Genomic DNA, 18,386 nt, shown 5'->3' with positions numbered 1-18,386 from the left:
CAAACTACTCTTTTATGCTTTACTTTATGCGATACTGAAATAAGTTCAGTATGACGTTGCGTTTATTATCGTGTCGTCAGTTCGAGTGTAATTGCTTTTTCTGCAATTTTGTATCGAAAACTTATTTTGTTGTGCTTCTCGATACAATTTGCTCATGCTTCACAAATCACTCGAAGTGACGTTATGTTTTCTTTACTCTGTTTAATTTAGCGCAAACTACTCTTTTATGCTTTACTTTATGTGATACTGAAACAAGTTCAGTATGACGTTGCGATTATTTCTATGTCCGTCAGTTCGAGTGTAATTGCTTTTTCTGCAATTTTGTTTCGAGAACTTATTTTGTTGTGCTTCTCGATACAATTTTCTTATGCTTCACAAATCACTCGAAGTGACGTTATGTTTTCTTTGCTCTGTTTAATTTAGCGCAAACTACTCTTTTATGCTTTACTTTATGTGATACTGAAACAAGTTCAGTATGACGTTGCTATAATTAGTGTGCCGTCAGTTCGAGTGAATTAATATGACGTGTTACAATCTAACTTCTATATTATTTTCTCGTAATGCTTCTTTTAAATCTTGTATTGCTATTTCACCAAAATGAAATACACTTGCAGCCAAAGCTGCGTCAGACTTACCATCTTTAAAAGTATCTACAAAATGTTGCACTGTTCCAGCACCTCCTGAAGCTATTATCGGAATATTTAATGTTTCCGATAACTTTGCTAATGCTTCATTTGCAAAACCAGCTTTTGTTCCATCGTTATTCATAGATGTAAACAAAATCTCTCCTGCACCTCTACTTTCAACTTCTTTTGCCCAATCAAATAAATTTAATTCTGTTGGAATACTTCCGCCAGCCAAATGTACAATCCATTCGTCATCAATTTGTTTAGCATCAATAGCAACCACAACACATTGACTACCAAACTTATTAGCCAATTCGTTAACTAATTCTGGTCTTTTTACTGCTGAAGAATTGATAGATACTTTATCAGCACCAGATTTTAATAACACATCAACATCTGCGATTGAAGAAATACCACCTCCAACCGTAAACGGAATATTTACATGTTCAGCCACTTTTAAAACCATATCAATCATGGTTTTTCTGCCTTCTAGTGTCGCTGAAATATCCAAAAACACTAATTCGTCTGCACCTTTTAATGCGTATTGCTTCGCTAATTCCACAGGATCTCCTGCATCACGTAGGTTTACAAAATTGACACCTTTAACGGTTCTTCCGTCTTTTATGTCTAAGCATGGTATGATTCGTTTTGTAAGCATATTTAGGTCCTCGAAATCAAGGTTTATTATTAATTATTATACTACTATATTTCATTTTAGAGACACTTCGACTGTGCTCAGTGTGACGTTAAAATTGCAATTTTAAATGCTACAATAGCACTCTAATCACTTTTATAAAAAGCGTTCCAATTCTTTTAAAGTAATTCTGTTTTCATACAATGCTTTTCCTATAATTACACCTTCACATCCAATCTCTGCAAGCTTTTCTAAGTCTGCTATAGTTGTTACTCCTCCTGAAGCAATTAATTTAACTGACTGACCAGAGCTGTCATTACTGCATTGTTCAATAATATTTTTATACAATTCTATAGAAGGTCCTTCCAACATGCCATCTTTAGAAATATCCGTACAAACCACATATTGTATGCCTTGTTTTTGGTAATCTTTTATAAACGGAATAACTTCCAAGCTACTCTCTTCTAACCAACCACTAATTGCTATTTTCTCATTATTACAATCTGCACCAAGAATTATTTTTTGAGAACCATACTTACGTATCCAACCTTCAAATGCATCTCTGTTTTTAACAGCTATACTTCCTCCTGTAATTTGTTTTGCTCCAGAGTTAAATGCTGTAATAATATCGTTATCAGACTTTAAACCACCTCCAAAATCGATTTTAAGATTGGTTTTAGATGCGACTTGCTCTAAGACTTTATAATTAACTACGTGTGCAGCTTTTGCACCTTCTAAGTCAACCATGTGCAAGTACTCAATTCCTGCATCTTCAAATTGCTTAGCGATTTCTAATGGGTTTTCACTATAGATTTTAGTTGTACTATAATCTCCTTTTGTCAAACGTACACACTTCCCTTCTATAATGTCTATTGCTGGTATTATTCTCATATCTCTAGCCCACAAAGTGGGAATTTATTTTTTGATTACTATTAGTTTAAATTGAATCCTTTTGACTGCGTTCAAGGTGACACCATTGTGGTTTACAATTCAATAAAATTCTTTAATATCTGTTCTCCTTCAGTACTACTCTTTTCAGGGTGAAATTGTACACCATAAAAATTATTGTGTTGCAAAGCTGAAGCAAAGTCTATACTATAAGTAGTAGTTGCGATACTTTCTTTACAGTTTTCGGCATAAAAACTATGTACAGAATACATAAACGCTTCATTTTTGACATCCTTAAATAAATCAGACTTTAGATTTACAATAGTATTCCATCCCATTTGCGGTACTTTAACTGAGTTGTCAAAACGCTTAACAGCCACATCAAAAATACCTAAACCTTCTGTATTTCCTTCTTCAGAAGATTTACACATTAATTGCATACCTAAGCAAATTCCTAAAACAGGTTGTTTTAATGTTGGAATTAAAGTGTCTAAACCACTTGCTTTAAGCATTTTCATTGCAGAACTTGCCTCTCCAACACCAGGAAAAATTACTTTATCTGCTGCTTTGATTTCTTCTGGATTATTAGATAATATAGCATCATACCCTAAGCGTTTAAATGCAAATTGAATACTTTTTATATTACCTGCTCCGTAGTCTATAATTACTAGTTTCATATTTAGGTTTTTCGTTTTTCGCTATCAGCAAATGGCTAACAGCTAATAGCTGATTTACAACATCCCTTTTGTTGATGGTAAAAACATTTTGTTGGAATCACGTTTTACTGCCATTTTCATAGCTTTAGCAAATGCTTTAAAGATCCCTTCTATTTTATGATGCTCATTAATACCTTCTGCTTTTATATTTAAATTACATTTTGCACCATCTGTAAACGATTTAAATAAGTGGAAAAACATTTCAGTTGGCATATCACCAATTTTTTCACGCTTAAAATCAGCTTCCCATTCTAACCAGTTTCTACCACCAAAATCAACTGCTACTTGCGCTAAACAATCATCCATTGGTAAACAAAAACCATAACGCTCGATGCCTAATTTATTACCTAGAGCTTTATTAAAGAGTTCCCCTAAAGCAATCATCGTGTCTTCTATCGTGTGGTGCTCGTCTACTTCTAAATCGCCTTCTACTTTAATAGTTAAATCCATTGCGCCATGACGACCAATTTGGTCTAACATGTGGTCAAAAAAGGATAAACCAGTATCAATATCATTTTTTCCAGAACCGTCTAAATTTAATTTGATATAAATCTTAGTCTCGTTAGTGTTTCTAGTAATTTCTTGAACACGATCTTCTAATTTCAAAAACTCATAGATCGCTTCCCAATCCGTACTAGTCAATGCTATACAATCTAAAATAGCTTGTTTAGACGTTTCAATTTCGTTAGCTCCTAATTCTGGATCTTCAGACAAAAAGATACCTTTAGCGCCTAAATTCTTAGCCAATTCCATGTCCGTAATGCGGTCTCCTAAAACAAAACTATTTGCTAAATCATACTTTTCTTGATCAAAATACTTGGTCAATAAGCCTGTTCTAGGCTTACGTGTCTCTGCATTTTCATGCGGAAATGTTTTATCAATAAAAACATCACTAAAAACAACGCCTTCCTTTTCAAAAGCAGTCATCACTTTATTTTGTGCAGGCCAAAAGGTATCTTCAGGAAATGAATCTGTTCCTAAACCATCCTGATTAGTAACCATTACCAGTTCATAATCCAATTCTGAAGCTATTTTAGCCATATATTGAAACACTTTTGGGTAATACTCTAACTTCTCTAAACTATCCAATTGATAATCTACAGGTGGCTCTAATACCAATGTTCCGTCTCTGTCTATGAATAATACTTTTTTCATGTGCTATTTTTTGTAGTGAGATTCTGAAACCAGTTCAGAATGACACGTTATACTAATTTTAATGATTCGATTAATGTATTGTTTTCTTCCGGAGTCCCAACAGTTATTCGAATGCAATTTTTAACTTGTGTATTTCTATTTCTAATAATGACCTTCTGCTCAATTAAATATTGATACGTTTTATTGGCATCTTCCACTTCTGCTAATAAAAAATTAGCATCTGTAGGATATATTTTTTTTACTATCGCTAATTTACTTAAAGCCTCTTTTAACTTCGTTCTTTCTTCAAGAATAGTCTCAATGTTTTGAGTCACTTCTTCCAAATTATTCAAACTTTTCAAAACCGCTTCTTGGTTTAAAGTGCTAACATTATAAGGTGGTTTTACACGGTTATAAAGTGTAATTATAGCCTGACTAGCATAAGCAACTCCTACTCTAACACCTGCCAAACCCCACGCTTTACTAAAAGTTTGACTAACAATTAAATTATCGTATTTATCAATGTTTTTAATAAATGACGCTTGTGCGCTAAAATCAATATAAGCTTCGTCCACAATCACGATACCATTAAAATTCTCCAAAATATATTCAATATCATCTGGATTTAAACTGTTTCCTGTTGGATTATTAGGCGAACATATAAATATGATTTTAACATCTTCAAAATCTAAATACGGTTGTAATTGATTTAAATTAATTTGAAAATCATTAATTAACGGTTGTTCTATAACTTCAATATTATTGATGTTTGCAGACACATTATACATTCCGTAAGTTGGCGTAAAGGTTAAGACCTTATCTTTTCCTGGCTCGCAAAAAATACGAAACGCTAGATCAATAACTTCGTCACTACCATTTCCAATAAAAATTTGGTCTGTTGCAACCTTTTTAATGGCAGATAATTTATCCTTAATCTCTTTTTGCTGTGGATCAGGATATCTGTTTAAATCTCCAAATGGATTCTCATTTGCATCTAGAAAAACATCTGCAGTCCCTTTAAATTCATCTCTTGCAGAAGAATACGGTTTTAACGCTTTTATGTTAGCTCTAACCAGATTGTTTATGTTTATTTTTTGGTTCATTTTCTCTTATTACTAAATGTATTGGCAGTATTCTGTTGTATTATTCTTGTGTGATACTGAAACCAGTTCAGCATGACGTTGCGATAGTGTTTAAACCTTAAATTATGATTCATAATTCATGATTCTTGTTTCTTAACTCTTATTTCTTAACTCTTTTTTCAAACATCACGTCACACTGAATTTATTTCAGTGTCCCATTATTTATACTTGTGTGATACTGAAACGAGTTCAGTATGACGTTGCGTTATTTTAAATCCTTTAAACGAATAGTTACAGCGTTTTTGTGTGCTTGTAATCCTTCGGCTTCAGCCATTAACTCAATAGTGTTTCCAATATTTAGCAACCCTTGTTTTGTAATATTCTGAAAGGTAATCGCTTTTGTAAAACTATCTAAATTCACGCCCGAATAGGCTTTACTAAATCCATTAGTTGGTAAAGTGTGATTAGTTCCAGATGCATAATCTCCAGCACTTTCTGGTGTGTAATTACCTATAAATACCGATCCTGCATTCTCGATACCGTCCACATAAAAATCGTTATTATTTGTACAAACAATAAAGTGTTCTGGTCCGTATTGATTAATTAAATCTAATGCTATGGCATCAGTTTCAACTAAAATAGATTTAGAATTATCTATAGCTTGTTGTGCAATGTCTTGTCTTGGAAGTGCTTTTAGCTGAAGCTGAATCTCTTCCGCGACAGCGTCAATTAGCTTTTGAGAGGTTGACACCAAAATGACTTGGCTATCTGCACCATGTTCTGCTTGACTTAATAAATCCGAAGCCACATAACTAGCATTTGCAGTATCATCTGCCACGACTAATAACTCACTGGGACCTGCAGGCATGTCAATAGCAACACCATACTTAGTTGATAATTGCTTAGCAACAGTTACAAATTGATTTCCTGGTCCAAATATTTTATAAACCTGAGGAATACTTGCTGTACCAAACGTTAAACCAGCAATAGCTTGGATTCCGCCAACTTTTATAATTTTAGTCACTCCGCAAAGTTGTGCTGCATATAAAATTTCGTTAGCAATTTTACCTTCTTTATTTGGTGGCGAACATAATACAATCTCTTTACAGCCTGCAATTTGCGCAGGCACTGCTAGCATTAAAACTGTAGAAAACAAAGGCGCTGTACCAGAAGGTATGTAAATTCCTACTTTCTGAATCGCTCTTTTTTCTTGCCAACAGTTAACACCTTCTGTTGTTTGTACGCTAACTTTTTCGGTTTTTTGCGCGGTATGAAACGCTTCAATATTGCTTTTTGCTTGCTGAATGGCTTCTTTTAAGGGCTTTGAAACTTTGGCTCTTGCTGTTTCAATTTCTTCAACTGTAACGATATTTGTTTTTAATTCTGCACCATCAAATAATTGCGTGTACTTAGCGACTGCTTGATCACCGTTACGTTGTACGTCTTCAAATATTTGAGTTACCGTAGCTTCTATATCATTAACGGTTTGTGTTGGACGTTGCAAAATGTCTGACCACGTTACTTTTTCTGGGTTGTTTAAAGTTTTCATTATAATACCATGTTATCGATTGGACAAACTAGGATACCTTCTGCTCCGTTTAGTTTTAGTTCGTCAATAATTTCCCAAAAATCGTTTTTATTAATTACAGAGTGGATTGAGCTCCAACCCTCTTGCGCCAATGGTAAAACCGTTGGACTTTTCATTCCTGGTAAAATATTTATAATATCCTCCACCTTGTTATTTGGTGCATTTAATAATACATAACGTGATTGTCTAGCTTTTAAAACAGATTGTAATCTGAATTGTAATTTATCAAGTATAGCTTGATTATCATCAGAAATCTGAGGAGAAACCGCTAGTATAGCTTCTGACTTTAAAATAACCTCTGCTTCTTTTAAACCGTTTTTGAATAAAGTACTTCCGCTAGAGACAATATCTACAATAGCATCTGCTAATCCAATATTTGGAGCAATCTCTACAGAACCATTAATAATGTGTAAGTTGGCTGTTACTCCGTTTTTCTCTAAAAACTGATTAACAGTATTTGGGTAAGACGTTGCAATACGTTTTCCTTCTAAGTCTTTTACTGAATTGTACTTTACTCCTTTTGGTACTGCCACAGAAACTTTACAAGTAGAAAATCCAAGTTTTTCAGAAATTGTAATCCCATTCCCTTTTTCTATTAATACGTTTTCTCCAATAATAGCAACATCTACCACACCATCTTTAAGGTATTGTGGAATATCCCCATTACGTAGATAAAAAATTTCTAGTGGAAAGTTTTTTGCAGACGCTTTTAATTGGTCTTTACCATTATCTATGGAAATACCAACCTCTTTTAGAATTCGCATAGAATCCTCGTTTAATCTTCCTGATTTTTGAACTGCAATTTTTAATTTACTCATTTTCTTTTCTTTTTAATTTTTTAGATTCTTTTGAAAATTTGAGTAAATCTTTCGGAAAGTATATAAATACAAAAAACCGCTTGATTTACTCAAACGGTTTTAAAATATATTTTGATTTTATTCAATACATTTCTAACTGGCTTGAGTGCTAGTATGGAAATGATGATGATGTAATTGAATAAAGTTCATGTCTTATTTTCTTCTTTACAAATATTGTTAAATTTTATTTTAAAAACCAAACCAAAATGTAATTAGTTTTAATTTTTATGAAAATATTAATATTTGTACAATAAATTATTGATTTCCTAAGATAATTGGCATACCACTATCTCCAGATCCAATAACAATAATTTTACTATTAGGTGATTCAGACAACTTTACTGTAGCCTCAATACCTTTATCTTGTAAAATTTTATCTGTTAATGATGCACTTAAAATACGGTTAGATTCTGCTTTACCTTTTGCATCAATAATAACTTTCTCAGCTTCTTTTCTTGCACTTTCAAGTCTAAACTCATATTCTAATGATGCTTGCTCTTGCTTTAATTTACGTTCAATAGCTTCTTTAATTGTTGGAGGCAACGTTACATCTCTAACTAACACCTCATTTAATTGAACATATTGTTTATCAAGTATTTTCTTAGTTTCTTGAAAAATTTCAACTTGAATAGCATCACGTTTAGTAGAATACAAATCGTCTGGTGTATAACGACCAATAACACTTCTTGCAGCACTACGAATAGCAGGTTGTATTACACGTTGCAAATAATCTTGACCTAAAGATTGGTGAAGATTTCCTAATTGATCATACACTGGCTCATACCAAGCTGAAGCATCAATTTGAATTTCTAAACCGTTTGAAGATAACACCTTCATTTTTTCAAAAAGTTCTTGCTGACGTACTTCGTAAACATATACTTTATTCCAAGGTGCTACAATATGAAACCCCTCTCCCATTGGTGGCTCATCAATAACAACTCCTTCACCAAAAGTCTCAAAAAGGACACCTGCCTCTCCTGAATCTATTGTAACCGCTGATTTAGCAATTAAAACTATTACTATTACAGCCGCAATTAAAAACGGAAATGCAATTTTTGGTAATTTTTCCATAACTTCTTTTTATATTTTTAAATTAATCCTTTATATTTTCTTAAAAACCACTCTATAGCCAAACTTAAGGCTATAATAAATAGCAAATAATACCAATCTATCAAAGGTACGACACTTTTATTACTTTTTTGAATGGCTTGATAACGTTTATCGTTTAATAAATTATCTGCTAATGCTTTATAATTACTAACAAAATAAGCTTCTCCTTGACTATTAGTAGCCAGTTGCTGTAGTTTTGTTACATCTGCATTTAAAAATTGTTGCTCGACGTTGTATTCTATTATTTTAAAATGACCACCAACCGAAATATTATCAGGTGATGCTTTAACCGTAAAGTCATAATCCTCAGAAGCTAATCCATTTAAATTGACTTGATAATTATTCCCTTTTAAAACCAAAGGTCTTGTTATAGTCTCACCTGTTTTTTTATTTTTTAATGTGATGAGTAATGAGGCATTAGCTTCAAACTCGTAATTTTTATTAAAAAACTGAGCGCTAATAATCATATCATCACTTCCGTTATAAAACGAATTATAATCGACTTCTAATCGGTTTTTACGTTTACTAGAAGCTAAGTATTGTACTAATTTGCCAATAAAATTGTCAAATTCTATAAAACTAGAAGCATTTAAATAACTCTGTGCACGCCATTTCCATAAATCCTCTCCAAATAAAACAGCCTCCCTTCTTCCGCTAATCTCTAAAGTTGCTAATAATGGTTGTTCGGTTTTTATACCAGATACTGTTTTAAATAAAATGGTCTCAAAAGGCTGATTAAATTCTGCATCTCCAAACGTAGCGTTTAAAGGCGGAAAGCTTTCAAAGTTTAAATCATCAACAATAAAAGGTGTGTAATTAGTATTTAAATTTGGTTGATAATCTTCGGTCTGAGACGTGACCTCAAAACTATAATCTGATATAGCATTATTTAAAAACAACCAATCCGTTTTAGGACCTGAAATAATCCATTTGTTTTTATTCTGTTTTTCTAATGCCTTAATTAATTCCTTAAATAGATTGTTTGGCTGATACAATATAACTAATTGAAAATCATTTAATTGTTTTACTATCTCTTTTGGAGAAACAAATTCAACGACACGTTGTTCGTTACTTTCAATACTCTTTTTTAAAGCCCCTAAATCAGGATGTAGAACACTGCTAACAATAGCAATTTTCGATTTTTGATCAATAACTTCTACTGCAAAATTCTTGTAATTATTAACCTTATTTTTCTCTGTTTCTAACGGAATTATTTGCGCTTTATAACTTTGTACACCAACACTATTTGCTGGCAACGTAACGTTTAAAATTTGACTATTATTAGTCTGATCTAATCGTACAACTTTAGAAAACACAGTAGTATTACCTTTTGTTACTATAAACTTACTAGTAATAGCTTGCTTACCGCTGTACACAACTATAGCTTCTAATGGAAACTTATTTTTTAAATAAGCATATTTGTTGACATTTAGCTTACTTATCTGTAAATCTGAATATACTATTGTATCTCCCAATATAATTGGATAGATGGGTTGGTTATATTTTTTAGCAGAAAACTGATAATCACTACCAATGGTTTGATTACCATCAGTGACTAGTATGGTAGGCGAAATTGTGTTTTTATAAACTTGAGTTAGTTGTCTAAAAACCTTATCTAAATTTGTTTGACTTTCTGAAAATGATAAGCTATCACTACTATTTAATGTATTTCCGAAAGAAAGCACTTCAATATTAAATTTGTCTTTTAATGCTGAATTATTAGTAATTGTATTTAAAGCTATTTTTGCATTATCATCTTGTTTTAAATGCTTTAAAGATGAAGAATTATCAACTGCAACAACTAAGTTGGGTTTTTCCGTATAATACTTTACTTGATCAAATTTTGGATTGATTAGCAATAACAATACTGAAAACAAGGTAATAAAACGCAAAAAAGCAAAAAGCGCATTAGATTTAGCTGCGCCTTTTGCTTTATAATTATACTGGAATAACGCTAATAATAGTGCGACTACTCCTGCTAATATGATATATAATAGTGTTTCTGTTGACATTAATTAGATTATGTTAACATTCCTCCATCAACATTTAACGTCTGACCTGTTACATAAGCAGACATGTCTGATGCTAAAAACACACAAACATTTGCGATATCTTCTGGAGTACCACCACGTTTTAATGGAATTGCATTACGCCATCCTTTTACTGTCTCTTCGTCTAGTTTTGCTGTCATTTCTGTTTCAATAAAACCAGGAGCAATCACATTACTTCTAATATTTCTTGATCCTAACTCTAACGCTACTGATTTAGAAAAACCAATAATACCAGCTTTTGAAGCTGCATAGTTAGTTTGTCCTGCATTACCTTTAACTCCTACTACAGAACTCATGTTAATAATAGACCCTTTACGTTGCTTAAGCATTGTGCGTTGCACTGCTTTAGTCATATTAAAAACAGACTTAAGGTTAACTTCAATGACTTTATCAAAATCGTCCTCACCCATTCTCATTAATAAATTGTCCTTAGTAATTCCTGCATTATTAATTAATACGTCAATACTTCCAAACTCTGCAAGTACGTCCTCACCTAATTGTTGAGCTTCCTCAAAACTAGCTGCGTTACTTTTATATCCTTTTGCTTTAACACCTAAAGCTATTAATTCTTTTTCTAACTCGTTAGCAGCTTCTACAGACGAACTGTATGTAAATGCAACATTTGCACCATGCTGAGCAAATACTTGAGCAATACCTTTACCAATACCTCTTGAAGCACCTGTTATGATTGCTGTTTTTCCTTCTAAAAGTTTCATTAAAATTATATTTAATTTGTTTTCGTTATAACGAAAACCTGTTGTTAGTTTTCTATTTCAAATATAGTAATTACAAATTGTTATGTATAAAAAAACCTCATAATTTATACTAATTATGAGGTTTTAATAGGTCTTTAAGATGCCGTTTGACTACTTATGTCATACTACATTTTAACATCTTCAGATTTTTCGTAATTAAATATATGGTCAATATCCATCTCTTGAACTTTACCTAATTTATTTAATGCTGTTAAATCTACATCTTTCTTATTTCCGATTACCATAACGTTGTAATCTTCGCCTTTTATGTTACTATTGAAAAACTCGCGTAAATCTGCTAAAGTCATATCCTTAATAGCATTGTACATGGCCTCTCTGTTATCTTCAGACATTCCTAATTTTTGAAGTCTCTCATAACTCCAAAAGATACTTGACTTATTAATACGTTGTGCCGCTATCTTCTTTAATGTAGACTCTTTAGCAGCATTAAATTGCGCTTCAGATTCTGGCATATCATTCATTAACTCCATCATAGCATCTACAGCCTGAGGCATTTTGTTTGCTTGTGTCCCAATATAAGCCATAACATAGTTAGACTCATCTTTCTCTCTTGCAGTACTGTAATTAGACCAAGCAGAATACGCTAATGACTTAGATTCTCTTATTTCTTGAAAAACGATAGATGATAATCCACCACCAAAATACGTATTAAATAATGTTGATGCCGCCATGTTTTCTGCTTTAAAAGGCTCTCCTTTAGCTAAAAACATCATTTCTGACTGTACCATATCAAAATCTACGAAAAACACATTTCCACCTGTCTCCTTTTCTTCAAAAGTCATCGCTTCTGGATAGTCTTTTAAATCTGCACTTACTTTATGAGATGTATTTAAAGCAGAAACTGCATTGTCTACATCTTTACCATAGTAAAACATACGTTGCTTGTAGTTTTTTAAATCCTTAGTTAAATCTACCAATTCTTGTGGATTAACTTTTTCTAGATCACTAACTGAGATAATATTACGTAAACTAGAATTTTCTCCATATTTAGCATAATTTAACAATCCACGTCTTAAGATACTTCCTTTATTGGTTTTGTTATTTTGTCTTCCTTTAGCGATAGATTGCACATATTTGTTATACGCTTCTTGATTAGGCACTGCATTATCAAGTAACTCTTCTAACAATTCTAATCCTTTAGGTAAGTTTTCTTTTAAACCACTTAAACCAATATAAGTTTTCTCGTTACCAGTGTTTACATAATAATCGACACCTAACTTATAAAACTCTTTTTTCAAATCTTCGTTTGAATATTTTTCAGTACCTAAGTATTCTAAGTAACCAACAGCTAAATCTAATTTTTTATCATTATCACTACCCATGTCAAAAATGATGTTCATATCAAACAAATCATTCGTTTCATTTTCTATGTATGATACTTTGATTCCGCTTTCCGTTTTAGTTTCTTTAATGGCTGAAGCATAATCTACATACACAGGTTTTAAAGCCTCAGATTCCATTTTATTAAATTCTTCGATATACTTAGAATTTGTACCCCTGTTTAAGTTAACTGGTGTTATTCCTGGGTTTGATACTTTAACAATTTTATCGTCTGCACCTTTACGTTTATACGTAACAACGTAATTGTCCTTATAAAATGAATTGGCAAAATCTACTAATTCTTGTTTTGTAATTTTCTTTAAGTCATCTATAAACTTAACTTTATCTTCCCATTTTTCGTCATGAATAAAAGCATTCACATATGCATCAGCAACAGCTGTACTGTTTTCGTATTGACTTAATTGAGATTTTTTTAAGTCGTTAACCACTGCATCAATCATCCAGTCTTCAAACTCACCTTTTTTAAGCTTTTCAATTTGCTCTAAGATTAAACCTTTTAAGGATTCTAAAGACTGACCTTCTTTTGGCGAACCACTAAAAGAATGATAACCATAGTCATTTAAAAATGTAGTCGAACATCCTGCGTATTGCACTAATTGTTTTTGATTTAAGTTTAAATCTAATAAACCAGCACTACCATTAGCTAAAATCATATCTGCTAATGTTACAAATTTTTCTTGTTCTGTATTTACGCCACTTGTTCTAAATGCAATAGAAAGACTTTCTGCTGTTGGTCCAAAGACTTCATTTTCTACAATTGTAGTTAATGGTGCTTCTGTAGGTAATACTGGATGAGCTACTTCTTTTCTTTCAAATTTCCCGAACGTTGTATTTACCTTTTTAATAGTTGCTTCAAAATCAAAATCTCCAACTAACACTACAGCCATATTGTTTGGTACATAATATTTATCAAAATAATTATGAATATCAATCATAGAAGGGTTTTTTAAATGTTCCGCAGTACCAATAGTAGTCTGTTGCCCATAAGGATGCTTTGGGAATAAACCTTCTAACATTGCAGCATAACGCTTACGTCCATCACTATCCTGACCTCTATTAAATTCTTCAAAAACTGCTTCTAATTCTGTATGAAACAAACGCAAAACCACTTGACTAAAACGCTCACTTTCTAAAGCTAAAAACTTATCCAGCTCATTAGCAGGAATCTTATTTGTATATACTGTTTGCTCAAACCAAGTGTAAGCATTTGTACCTGTAGCCCCTAAAGAACTTGACATTTTATCATATTCATTAGCTACGGAATAGTTTGAAGCCTCTAAAGATACTCTATCAATTTCTTTATAAATTTCTAATTTCTCTCCACCATCTCTGGTAGCTCTATGCTTTTCGTACAAATTAGAAATAGTATCTAAGTACTTTTTTTCAGTTTCCCAATCTACAGTACCTACTTTATCAGTTCCTTTAAAAACCATGTGCTCTAAGTAGTGCGCTAATCCTGTAGACTCTTTAGGATCATAATTTGACCCAGCTCTTACAGCAATATAAGTTTGGATTTTAGGCTCTTCTGTGTTTTTACTTAAATACACTTGTAGACCATTGTCTAAAGTATATAAGCGTAGACCCGTTGGATCGTTAGTTACACTCTCGTAACTAAAACCATTGGCATCTTTTTGTGTTTCTGTCTTAACAGCTAATTGATCCGAATTACTTTTTTTGCAACTGGCAACAAAAGTAATCATAGCTAAAGCCAAGACTAATTTTAAGTGTTTCATGTTTTTTGGTTGGTTATATTAATAAAAAAAAAGTTCGTTAGCTAAATTAAGCCAACGAACTTTAAACGTTTATTTATTTGGAATATTTTAACACATTAGCGTTAAATTGATTATGCCATAACTTCGGCAACCTTTTTTCCAATTTCTGCTGGAGAATCTACAACGTGAATTCCACATTCTCTCATAATTGCTTTTTTAGCTTGAGCTGTATCATCAGATCCACCTACAATTGCTCCTGCATGACCCATTGTACGTCCTGCTGGTGCAGTTTCTCCTGCGATAAAACCAACGATAGGTTTTTTACTACCTGAAGCTTTGTACCAGTTAGCAGCATCTGCTTCTAATTGACCTCCAATTTCACCAATCATTACAACACATTCAGTCTCTGGATCGTTAATTAATAACTCAACAGCTTCTTTAGTAGTTGTTCCGATAATTGGATCTCCACCAATACCAATAGCAGTAGTGATTCCTAATCCTTGTTTTACAACTTGATCAGCAGCCTCATAAGTTAAAGTACCAGATTTAGACACGATACCTACTTTTCCTTTTTTGAAAACAAAACCTGGCATAATACCAACTTTAGCTTCTCCTGGAGTAATAACTCCTGGACAGTTAGGGCCAATTAATCTACAGTCTCTATCTTTGATATATGCTGCAGCTTTAATCATATCTGCTACAGGAATACCTTCTGTAATACAAATGATTACTTTTATTCCTGCATTAGCAGCTTCCATAATTGCGTCTGCTGCAAAAGCTGGTGGTACAAAAATAATAGTTGTGTCTGCTCCTGCTTTATCTACAGCTTCTTGAACTGTGTTAAAAACTGGTCTGTCTAAATGTGTTTGACCACCTTTACCTGGTGTTACACCACCTACTACATTTGTTCCGTATTCAATCATTTGTCCGGCGTGAAAAGTACCTTCACTACCTGTAAATCCTTGAACTATTATTTTTGAATCTTTGTTTACTAAAACGCTCATGTTTTGTATTGATTAAGAAGTTTTGTATTGAATTGTTATTTGCAATGCAAAAGTAAGATTTTGATTGCTATTACTAAAAGTATTTTAAATTTTTATTTTTAAGAATATGAAGATAAGCTAGATGGATTTTCGTCAAACAATTGACTTATTTCATGTCCTTTGTATAAAAGTCCGTCCTTGACTTCCCAAATAGAAATAAAATGCGCTATTGGCTCTACTTTATCCGGTCTTTCAATAGTTGCCGCATACGCCGTATATCTTGCAGTTATTGTATCATTTTCTTTTAACAAATGACTTAATTTATAAGTAAACGTTACAAAAGACTGTCTTACTTCTGCTAATTTTTTACTTATGCCATCATAATCTAAAGCTGTGTAACCATTGCTACTATTCCAATGTAACTGACAATCTTTGTCAAACATTTTAATAGCATCTTCTGCTTTTGCTAAATCTAAATTATAAAAGGCTTTTACAACTGCTCTGGCTGACATCTACTTATTTTTTAATTGTTTAATTATTTCAGGAATTCGCTTAATATAAGCTAGCTCTTTTAATTTTACTCTTGACTCTTCTATTGGTGTTCCAAAATACGACTTTCCTCCTGCAATTGATTTTGTAACACCTGTTTGTCCTAAAACATTTGCTTTTTTACCAATAGTAATACCGCTAGTTGTACCTACTTGTCCCCAAAGTGTTACTTCGTCTTCAATAATACAACATCCCGCAATACCCGTTTGAGAAGCTATTAAACATTTTTTACCAATCACGGTATCATGTCCAACTTGTATTTGATTGTCCAATTTAGAACCTTCACCAATAATAGTATCTCCTGTTACACCTTTATCTATAGTACAAAGTGCTCCAATATCTACATTATCTTTTATAACGACTCTACCTCCAGATTTTAACTGATCAAATCCTTCTGGTCTGTTTTTATAATAAAAAGCGCTAGCACCTAAAATGGTTCCTGCATGGATGGTAACGTTATTACCAATAACAGCATCATCATAAATACTAACGTTAGAATGGATCACACAATTATCTCCTATCACAACATTGTTTCCAATAAAGCAATTAGGCTGTATTACTGTGTTTTTTCCAATTTTGGCTGAAGCCGAAATAGCAGAGTTTGAACTAGTAAAAGGCTTAAAATGTGACGTTAATTTATTAAAATCTCTAAACGGATCATCACTAATCAACAATGCTTTACCCTCAGGACAATCTACCTCTTTATTAATTAAAACAATGGTAGCTGCACTAAGTAATGCCTTATCGTAATATTTAGGATGATCTACAAAGACAATATCTCCGGGTTGTACAACATGAATCTCATTCATGCCTAACACCTCAAAATTTGCATCTCCAATAAATTTACAATCTATTAGATTAGCAATAGTCTCTAAAGTATATGGTTTAGGGAATCTCATTGTGCTACTTGACTATTCTTTAACACGTTCTTTATACGTCCCTTTATCTGTTTCTACTTTAATCTTGTCTCCTTCATTAATAAATAAAGGCACGTTTACAGTAGCTCCAGTTTCAACAGTTGCAGGCTTAGTTGCGTTAGTTGCAGTATTTCCTTTAACTCCAGGCTCCGTAGCTGTTACTTCCAATATAACCGTTGCAGGCATATCTACAGAAAGTGGCATGTTGTCTTCTGAGTTAATTTGAATAGTAACTACCTCACCTTCTTTCATTAAACCTGGCGTATCTAAAGCAGATTCTAATAATCTAATTTGAGAGTAATCTGCTTCATTCATAAAATGATAAAATTCACCATCATTATATAAATATTGAAACTTGTGTGTCTCTACTCTAACATCTTCCAATTTATGACCTGCAGAAAATGTATTATCCAACACTTTTCCGTTAGTAACACTTTTCATTTTTGTTCTAACAAACGCTGGTCCTTTTCCTGGTTTTACATGTAAAAACTCGATTATTTTATATATGTCATTATTATATTTAATACAAAGTCCGTTTCTAATATCTGAAGTAGTTGCCATTTTTATTTTTTAATTTTTAATTTCTTAATTTGATTTAAAATACCCTTTCATGATTCCACGATGAGAATTCTTTATAAACTGAAGAATTTCGTCTCGTTCTGTAGTCGCTTCCATTTCTGCTTCAATGATTCCTGCAGCTTGGGTATTATTATAATTTTTTTGATATAAAATTCTGAATATATCCTGAATTTCTCTTATTTTCTCTGTAGTATAGCCTCTTCTACGTAAACCAACAGAATTAATACCAACGTAAGATAATGGCTCACGCCCCGCTTTTACAAACGGTGGTACATCCTTACGTACTAAAGACCCTCCTGTTACAAATGCGTGACTACCTACTGAACAAAACTGATGTACAGCCGTCATCCCAGCCAATACAACATAGTCCCCTATATTAATATGTCCTGCTAATGTAGAATTATTAGAAAAAATACAGTTATTACCAACAATACAATCATGTGCAATGTGGCAATAGGCCATAATCAGACAATTGTCACCAATTACGGTTTTCATTCTATCTGTAGTTCCTCTATTTATAGTAACACATTCTCTAATAGTAACATTATCTCCTATTATAGTTAATGTGTCTTCGTCGTTATATTTTAAATCTTGTGGTACAGCCGAAATTACAGAACCTGGAAAAATATTACAATTTTTCCCTATTCTCGCGCCCTCCATTATAGTTACATTACTACCTATCCAAGTACCTTCTCCTATTGTTACATTATTGTATATAGTCGTAAATGGTTCAATAACAACATTTTTGGCAATTTTTGCTCCTGGATGTACGTATGCTAAGGGTTGGTTCATCTTTATTGTTTTGTTCTAATAAATTTGTAAAAACATTTTAGTAATTAAATT

Annotated in this window: 16 protein-coding genes; all 16 read right to left on the bottom strand. The window is 32.5% G+C overall.

What is annotated here, in order from left to right; all coding sequences use genetic code 11:
* Nucleotides 1-528 precede the first annotated feature (528 nt).
* Nucleotides 529-1,284 (bottom strand): imidazole glycerol phosphate synthase subunit HisF, encoded by a 756-nt coding sequence (gene hisF, locus CXF54_RS10440; protein WP_101203483.1) that lies wholly within the window; start codon nucleotides 1,282-1,284, stop codon nucleotides 529-531.
* 132 nt (nucleotides 1,285-1,416) lie between these two features.
* Nucleotides 1,417-2,151, bottom strand: coding sequence for a 1-(5-phosphoribosyl)-5-[(5-phosphoribosylamino)methylideneamino]imidazole-4-carboxamide isomerase (hisA, locus tag CXF54_RS10435; RefSeq protein WP_090841043.1), 735 nt, complete (start codon nucleotides 2,149-2,151; stop codon nucleotides 1,417-1,419).
* A 92-nt stretch (nucleotides 2,152-2,243) separates the two neighbouring features.
* On the bottom strand, nucleotides 2,244-2,825 hold the full coding sequence (gene hisH, locus CXF54_RS10430; RefSeq protein WP_101203482.1) for an imidazole glycerol phosphate synthase subunit HisH: 582 nt from the start codon (nucleotides 2,823-2,825) through the stop codon (nucleotides 2,244-2,246).
* Between the two features lie 54 nt (nucleotides 2,826-2,879).
* Complete coding sequence (hisB, locus tag CXF54_RS10425; RefSeq protein ID WP_101203481.1) at nucleotides 2,880-4,019, bottom strand: bifunctional histidinol-phosphatase/imidazoleglycerol-phosphate dehydratase HisB; 1,140 nt, start codon at nucleotides 4,017-4,019, stop codon at nucleotides 2,880-2,882.
* Between the two features lie 47 nt (nucleotides 4,020-4,066).
* A complete protein-coding gene (hisC, locus tag CXF54_RS10420; RefSeq protein WP_101203480.1) occupies nucleotides 4,067-5,101 on the bottom strand; it encodes a histidinol-phosphate transaminase in 1,035 nt (344 codons plus the stop codon).
* Between the two features lie 244 nt (nucleotides 5,102-5,345).
* Nucleotides 5,346-6,629: a histidinol dehydrogenase gene (gene hisD, locus CXF54_RS10415; RefSeq protein ID WP_101203479.1), complete on the bottom strand. Its 1,284-nt coding sequence runs from the start codon at nucleotides 6,627-6,629 to the stop codon at nucleotides 5,346-5,348.
* Nucleotides 6,629-7,486, bottom strand: a complete 858-nt coding sequence (gene hisG / locus CXF54_RS10410; RefSeq protein ID WP_101203478.1) for an ATP phosphoribosyltransferase — start codon at nucleotides 7,484-7,486, stop codon at nucleotides 6,629-6,631. The genes hisD and hisG overlap by 1 nt, the downstream gene beginning before the upstream one ends.
* A gap of 294 nt (nucleotides 7,487-7,780) precedes the next feature.
* Entirely contained in the window at nucleotides 7,781-8,596 is an 816-nt protein-coding gene (locus CXF54_RS10405) for a prohibitin family protein (RefSeq protein WP_101203477.1), read from the bottom strand.
* Between the two features lie 17 nt (nucleotides 8,597-8,613).
* Nucleotides 8,614-10,647 carry a hypothetical protein gene (locus CXF54_RS10400; RefSeq protein ID WP_101203476.1) on the bottom strand — a complete coding sequence of 678 codons (2,034 nt, stop codon included), beginning with the start codon at nucleotides 10,645-10,647 and terminating at the stop codon, nucleotides 8,614-8,616.
* A gap of 8 nt (nucleotides 10,648-10,655) precedes the next feature.
* Entirely contained in the window at nucleotides 10,656-11,402 is a 747-nt protein-coding gene (gene fabG, locus CXF54_RS10395; protein WP_090841061.1) for a 3-oxoacyl-[acyl-carrier-protein] reductase, read from the bottom strand.
* Between the two features lie 164 nt (nucleotides 11,403-11,566).
* Nucleotides 11,567-14,536 (bottom strand): M16 family metallopeptidase, encoded by a 2,970-nt coding sequence (locus tag CXF54_RS10390; RefSeq protein ID WP_101203475.1) that lies wholly within the window; start codon nucleotides 14,534-14,536, stop codon nucleotides 11,567-11,569.
* 110 nt (nucleotides 14,537-14,646) lie between these two features.
* Complete coding sequence (gene sucD / locus CXF54_RS10385; protein ID WP_101203474.1) at nucleotides 14,647-15,519, bottom strand: succinate--CoA ligase subunit alpha; 873 nt, start codon at nucleotides 15,517-15,519, stop codon at nucleotides 14,647-14,649.
* 98 nt (nucleotides 15,520-15,617) lie between these two features.
* Entirely contained in the window at nucleotides 15,618-16,010 is a 393-nt protein-coding gene (locus tag CXF54_RS10380; protein ID WP_101203473.1) for a nuclear transport factor 2 family protein, read from the bottom strand.
* Nucleotides 16,011-16,946, bottom strand: coding sequence for a UDP-3-O-(3-hydroxymyristoyl)glucosamine N-acyltransferase (locus CXF54_RS10375; protein WP_101203472.1), 936 nt, complete (start codon nucleotides 16,944-16,946; stop codon nucleotides 16,011-16,013).
* Between the two features lie 12 nt (nucleotides 16,947-16,958).
* The gene (efp, locus tag CXF54_RS10370) at nucleotides 16,959-17,525 is read right to left on the bottom strand and encodes an elongation factor P (RefSeq protein WP_101203471.1); all 567 of its coding nucleotides are present in this window, start codon (nucleotides 17,523-17,525) and stop codon (nucleotides 16,959-16,961) included.
* A 24-nt stretch (nucleotides 17,526-17,549) separates the two neighbouring features.
* A complete protein-coding gene (gene lpxA / locus CXF54_RS10365) occupies nucleotides 17,550-18,335 on the bottom strand; it encodes an acyl-ACP--UDP-N-acetylglucosamine O-acyltransferase (protein ID WP_090841073.1) in 786 nt (261 codons plus the stop codon).
* Between the last annotated feature and the right edge of the window lie 51 nt (nucleotides 18,336-18,386).

The sequence above is a fragment of the Olleya sp. 1-3 genome, from assembly GCF_002836085.1.
Lineage (GTDB): Bacteria > Bacteroidota > Bacteroidia > Flavobacteriales > Flavobacteriaceae > Olleya > Olleya namhaensis.
Note: the sequence above shows the minus strand (reverse complement) of the source record. Positions and strands in the feature narration are given on the sequence as shown.

What these genes read in the sequence shown, in the direction of transcription:
- hisF (WP_101203483.1), bottom strand. Translation starts at nt 1,284, where the DNA reads ATGCTTACAAAACGAATCATACCATGCTTAGACATAAAAGACGGAAGA.
- hisA (WP_090841043.1), bottom strand. Translation starts at nt 2,151, where the DNA reads ATGAGAATAATACCAGCAATAGACATTATAGAAGGGAAGTGTGTACGT.
- hisH (WP_101203482.1), bottom strand. Translation starts at nt 2,825, where the DNA reads ATGAAACTAGTAATTATAGACTACGGAGCAGGTAATATAAAAAGTATT.
- hisB (WP_101203481.1), bottom strand. Translation starts at nt 4,019, where the DNA reads ATGAAAAAAGTATTATTCATAGACAGAGACGGAACATTGGTATTAGAG.
- hisC (WP_101203480.1), bottom strand. Translation starts at nt 5,101, where the DNA reads ATGAACCAAAAAATAAACATAAACAATCTGGTTAGAGCTAACATAAAA.
- hisD (WP_101203479.1), bottom strand. Translation starts at nt 6,629, where the DNA reads ATGAAAACTTTAAACAACCCAGAAAAAGTAACGTGGTCAGACATTTTG.
- hisG (WP_101203478.1), bottom strand. Translation starts at nt 7,486, where the DNA reads ATGAGTAAATTAAAAATTGCAGTTCAAAAATCAGGAAGATTAAACGAG.
- CXF54_RS10405 (WP_101203477.1), bottom strand. Translation starts at nt 8,596, where the DNA reads ATGGAAAAATTACCAAAAATTGCATTTCCGTTTTTAATTGCGGCTGTA.
- CXF54_RS10400 (WP_101203476.1), bottom strand. Translation starts at nt 10,647, where the DNA reads ATGTCAACAGAAACACTATTATATATCATATTAGCAGGAGTAGTCGCA.
- fabG (WP_090841061.1), bottom strand. Translation starts at nt 11,402, where the DNA reads ATGAAACTTTTAGAAGGAAAAACAGCAATCATAACAGGTGCTTCAAGA.
- CXF54_RS10390 (WP_101203475.1), bottom strand. Translation starts at nt 14,536, where the DNA reads ATGAAACACTTAAAATTAGTCTTGGCTTTAGCTATGATTACTTTTGTT.
- sucD (WP_101203474.1), bottom strand. Translation starts at nt 15,519, where the DNA reads ATGAGCGTTTTAGTAAACAAAGATTCAAAAATAATAGTTCAAGGATTT.
- CXF54_RS10380 (WP_101203473.1), bottom strand. Translation starts at nt 16,010, where the DNA reads ATGTCAGCCAGAGCAGTTGTAAAAGCCTTTTATAATTTAGATTTAGCA.
- CXF54_RS10375 (WP_101203472.1), bottom strand. Translation starts at nt 16,946, where the DNA reads ATGAGATTCCCTAAACCATATACTTTAGAGACTATTGCTAATCTAATA.
- efp (WP_101203471.1), bottom strand. Translation starts at nt 17,525, where the DNA reads ATGGCAACTACTTCAGATATTAGAAACGGACTTTGTATTAAATATAAT.
- lpxA (WP_090841073.1), bottom strand. Translation starts at nt 18,335, where the DNA reads ATGAACCAACCCTTAGCATACGTACATCCAGGAGCAAAAATTGCCAAA.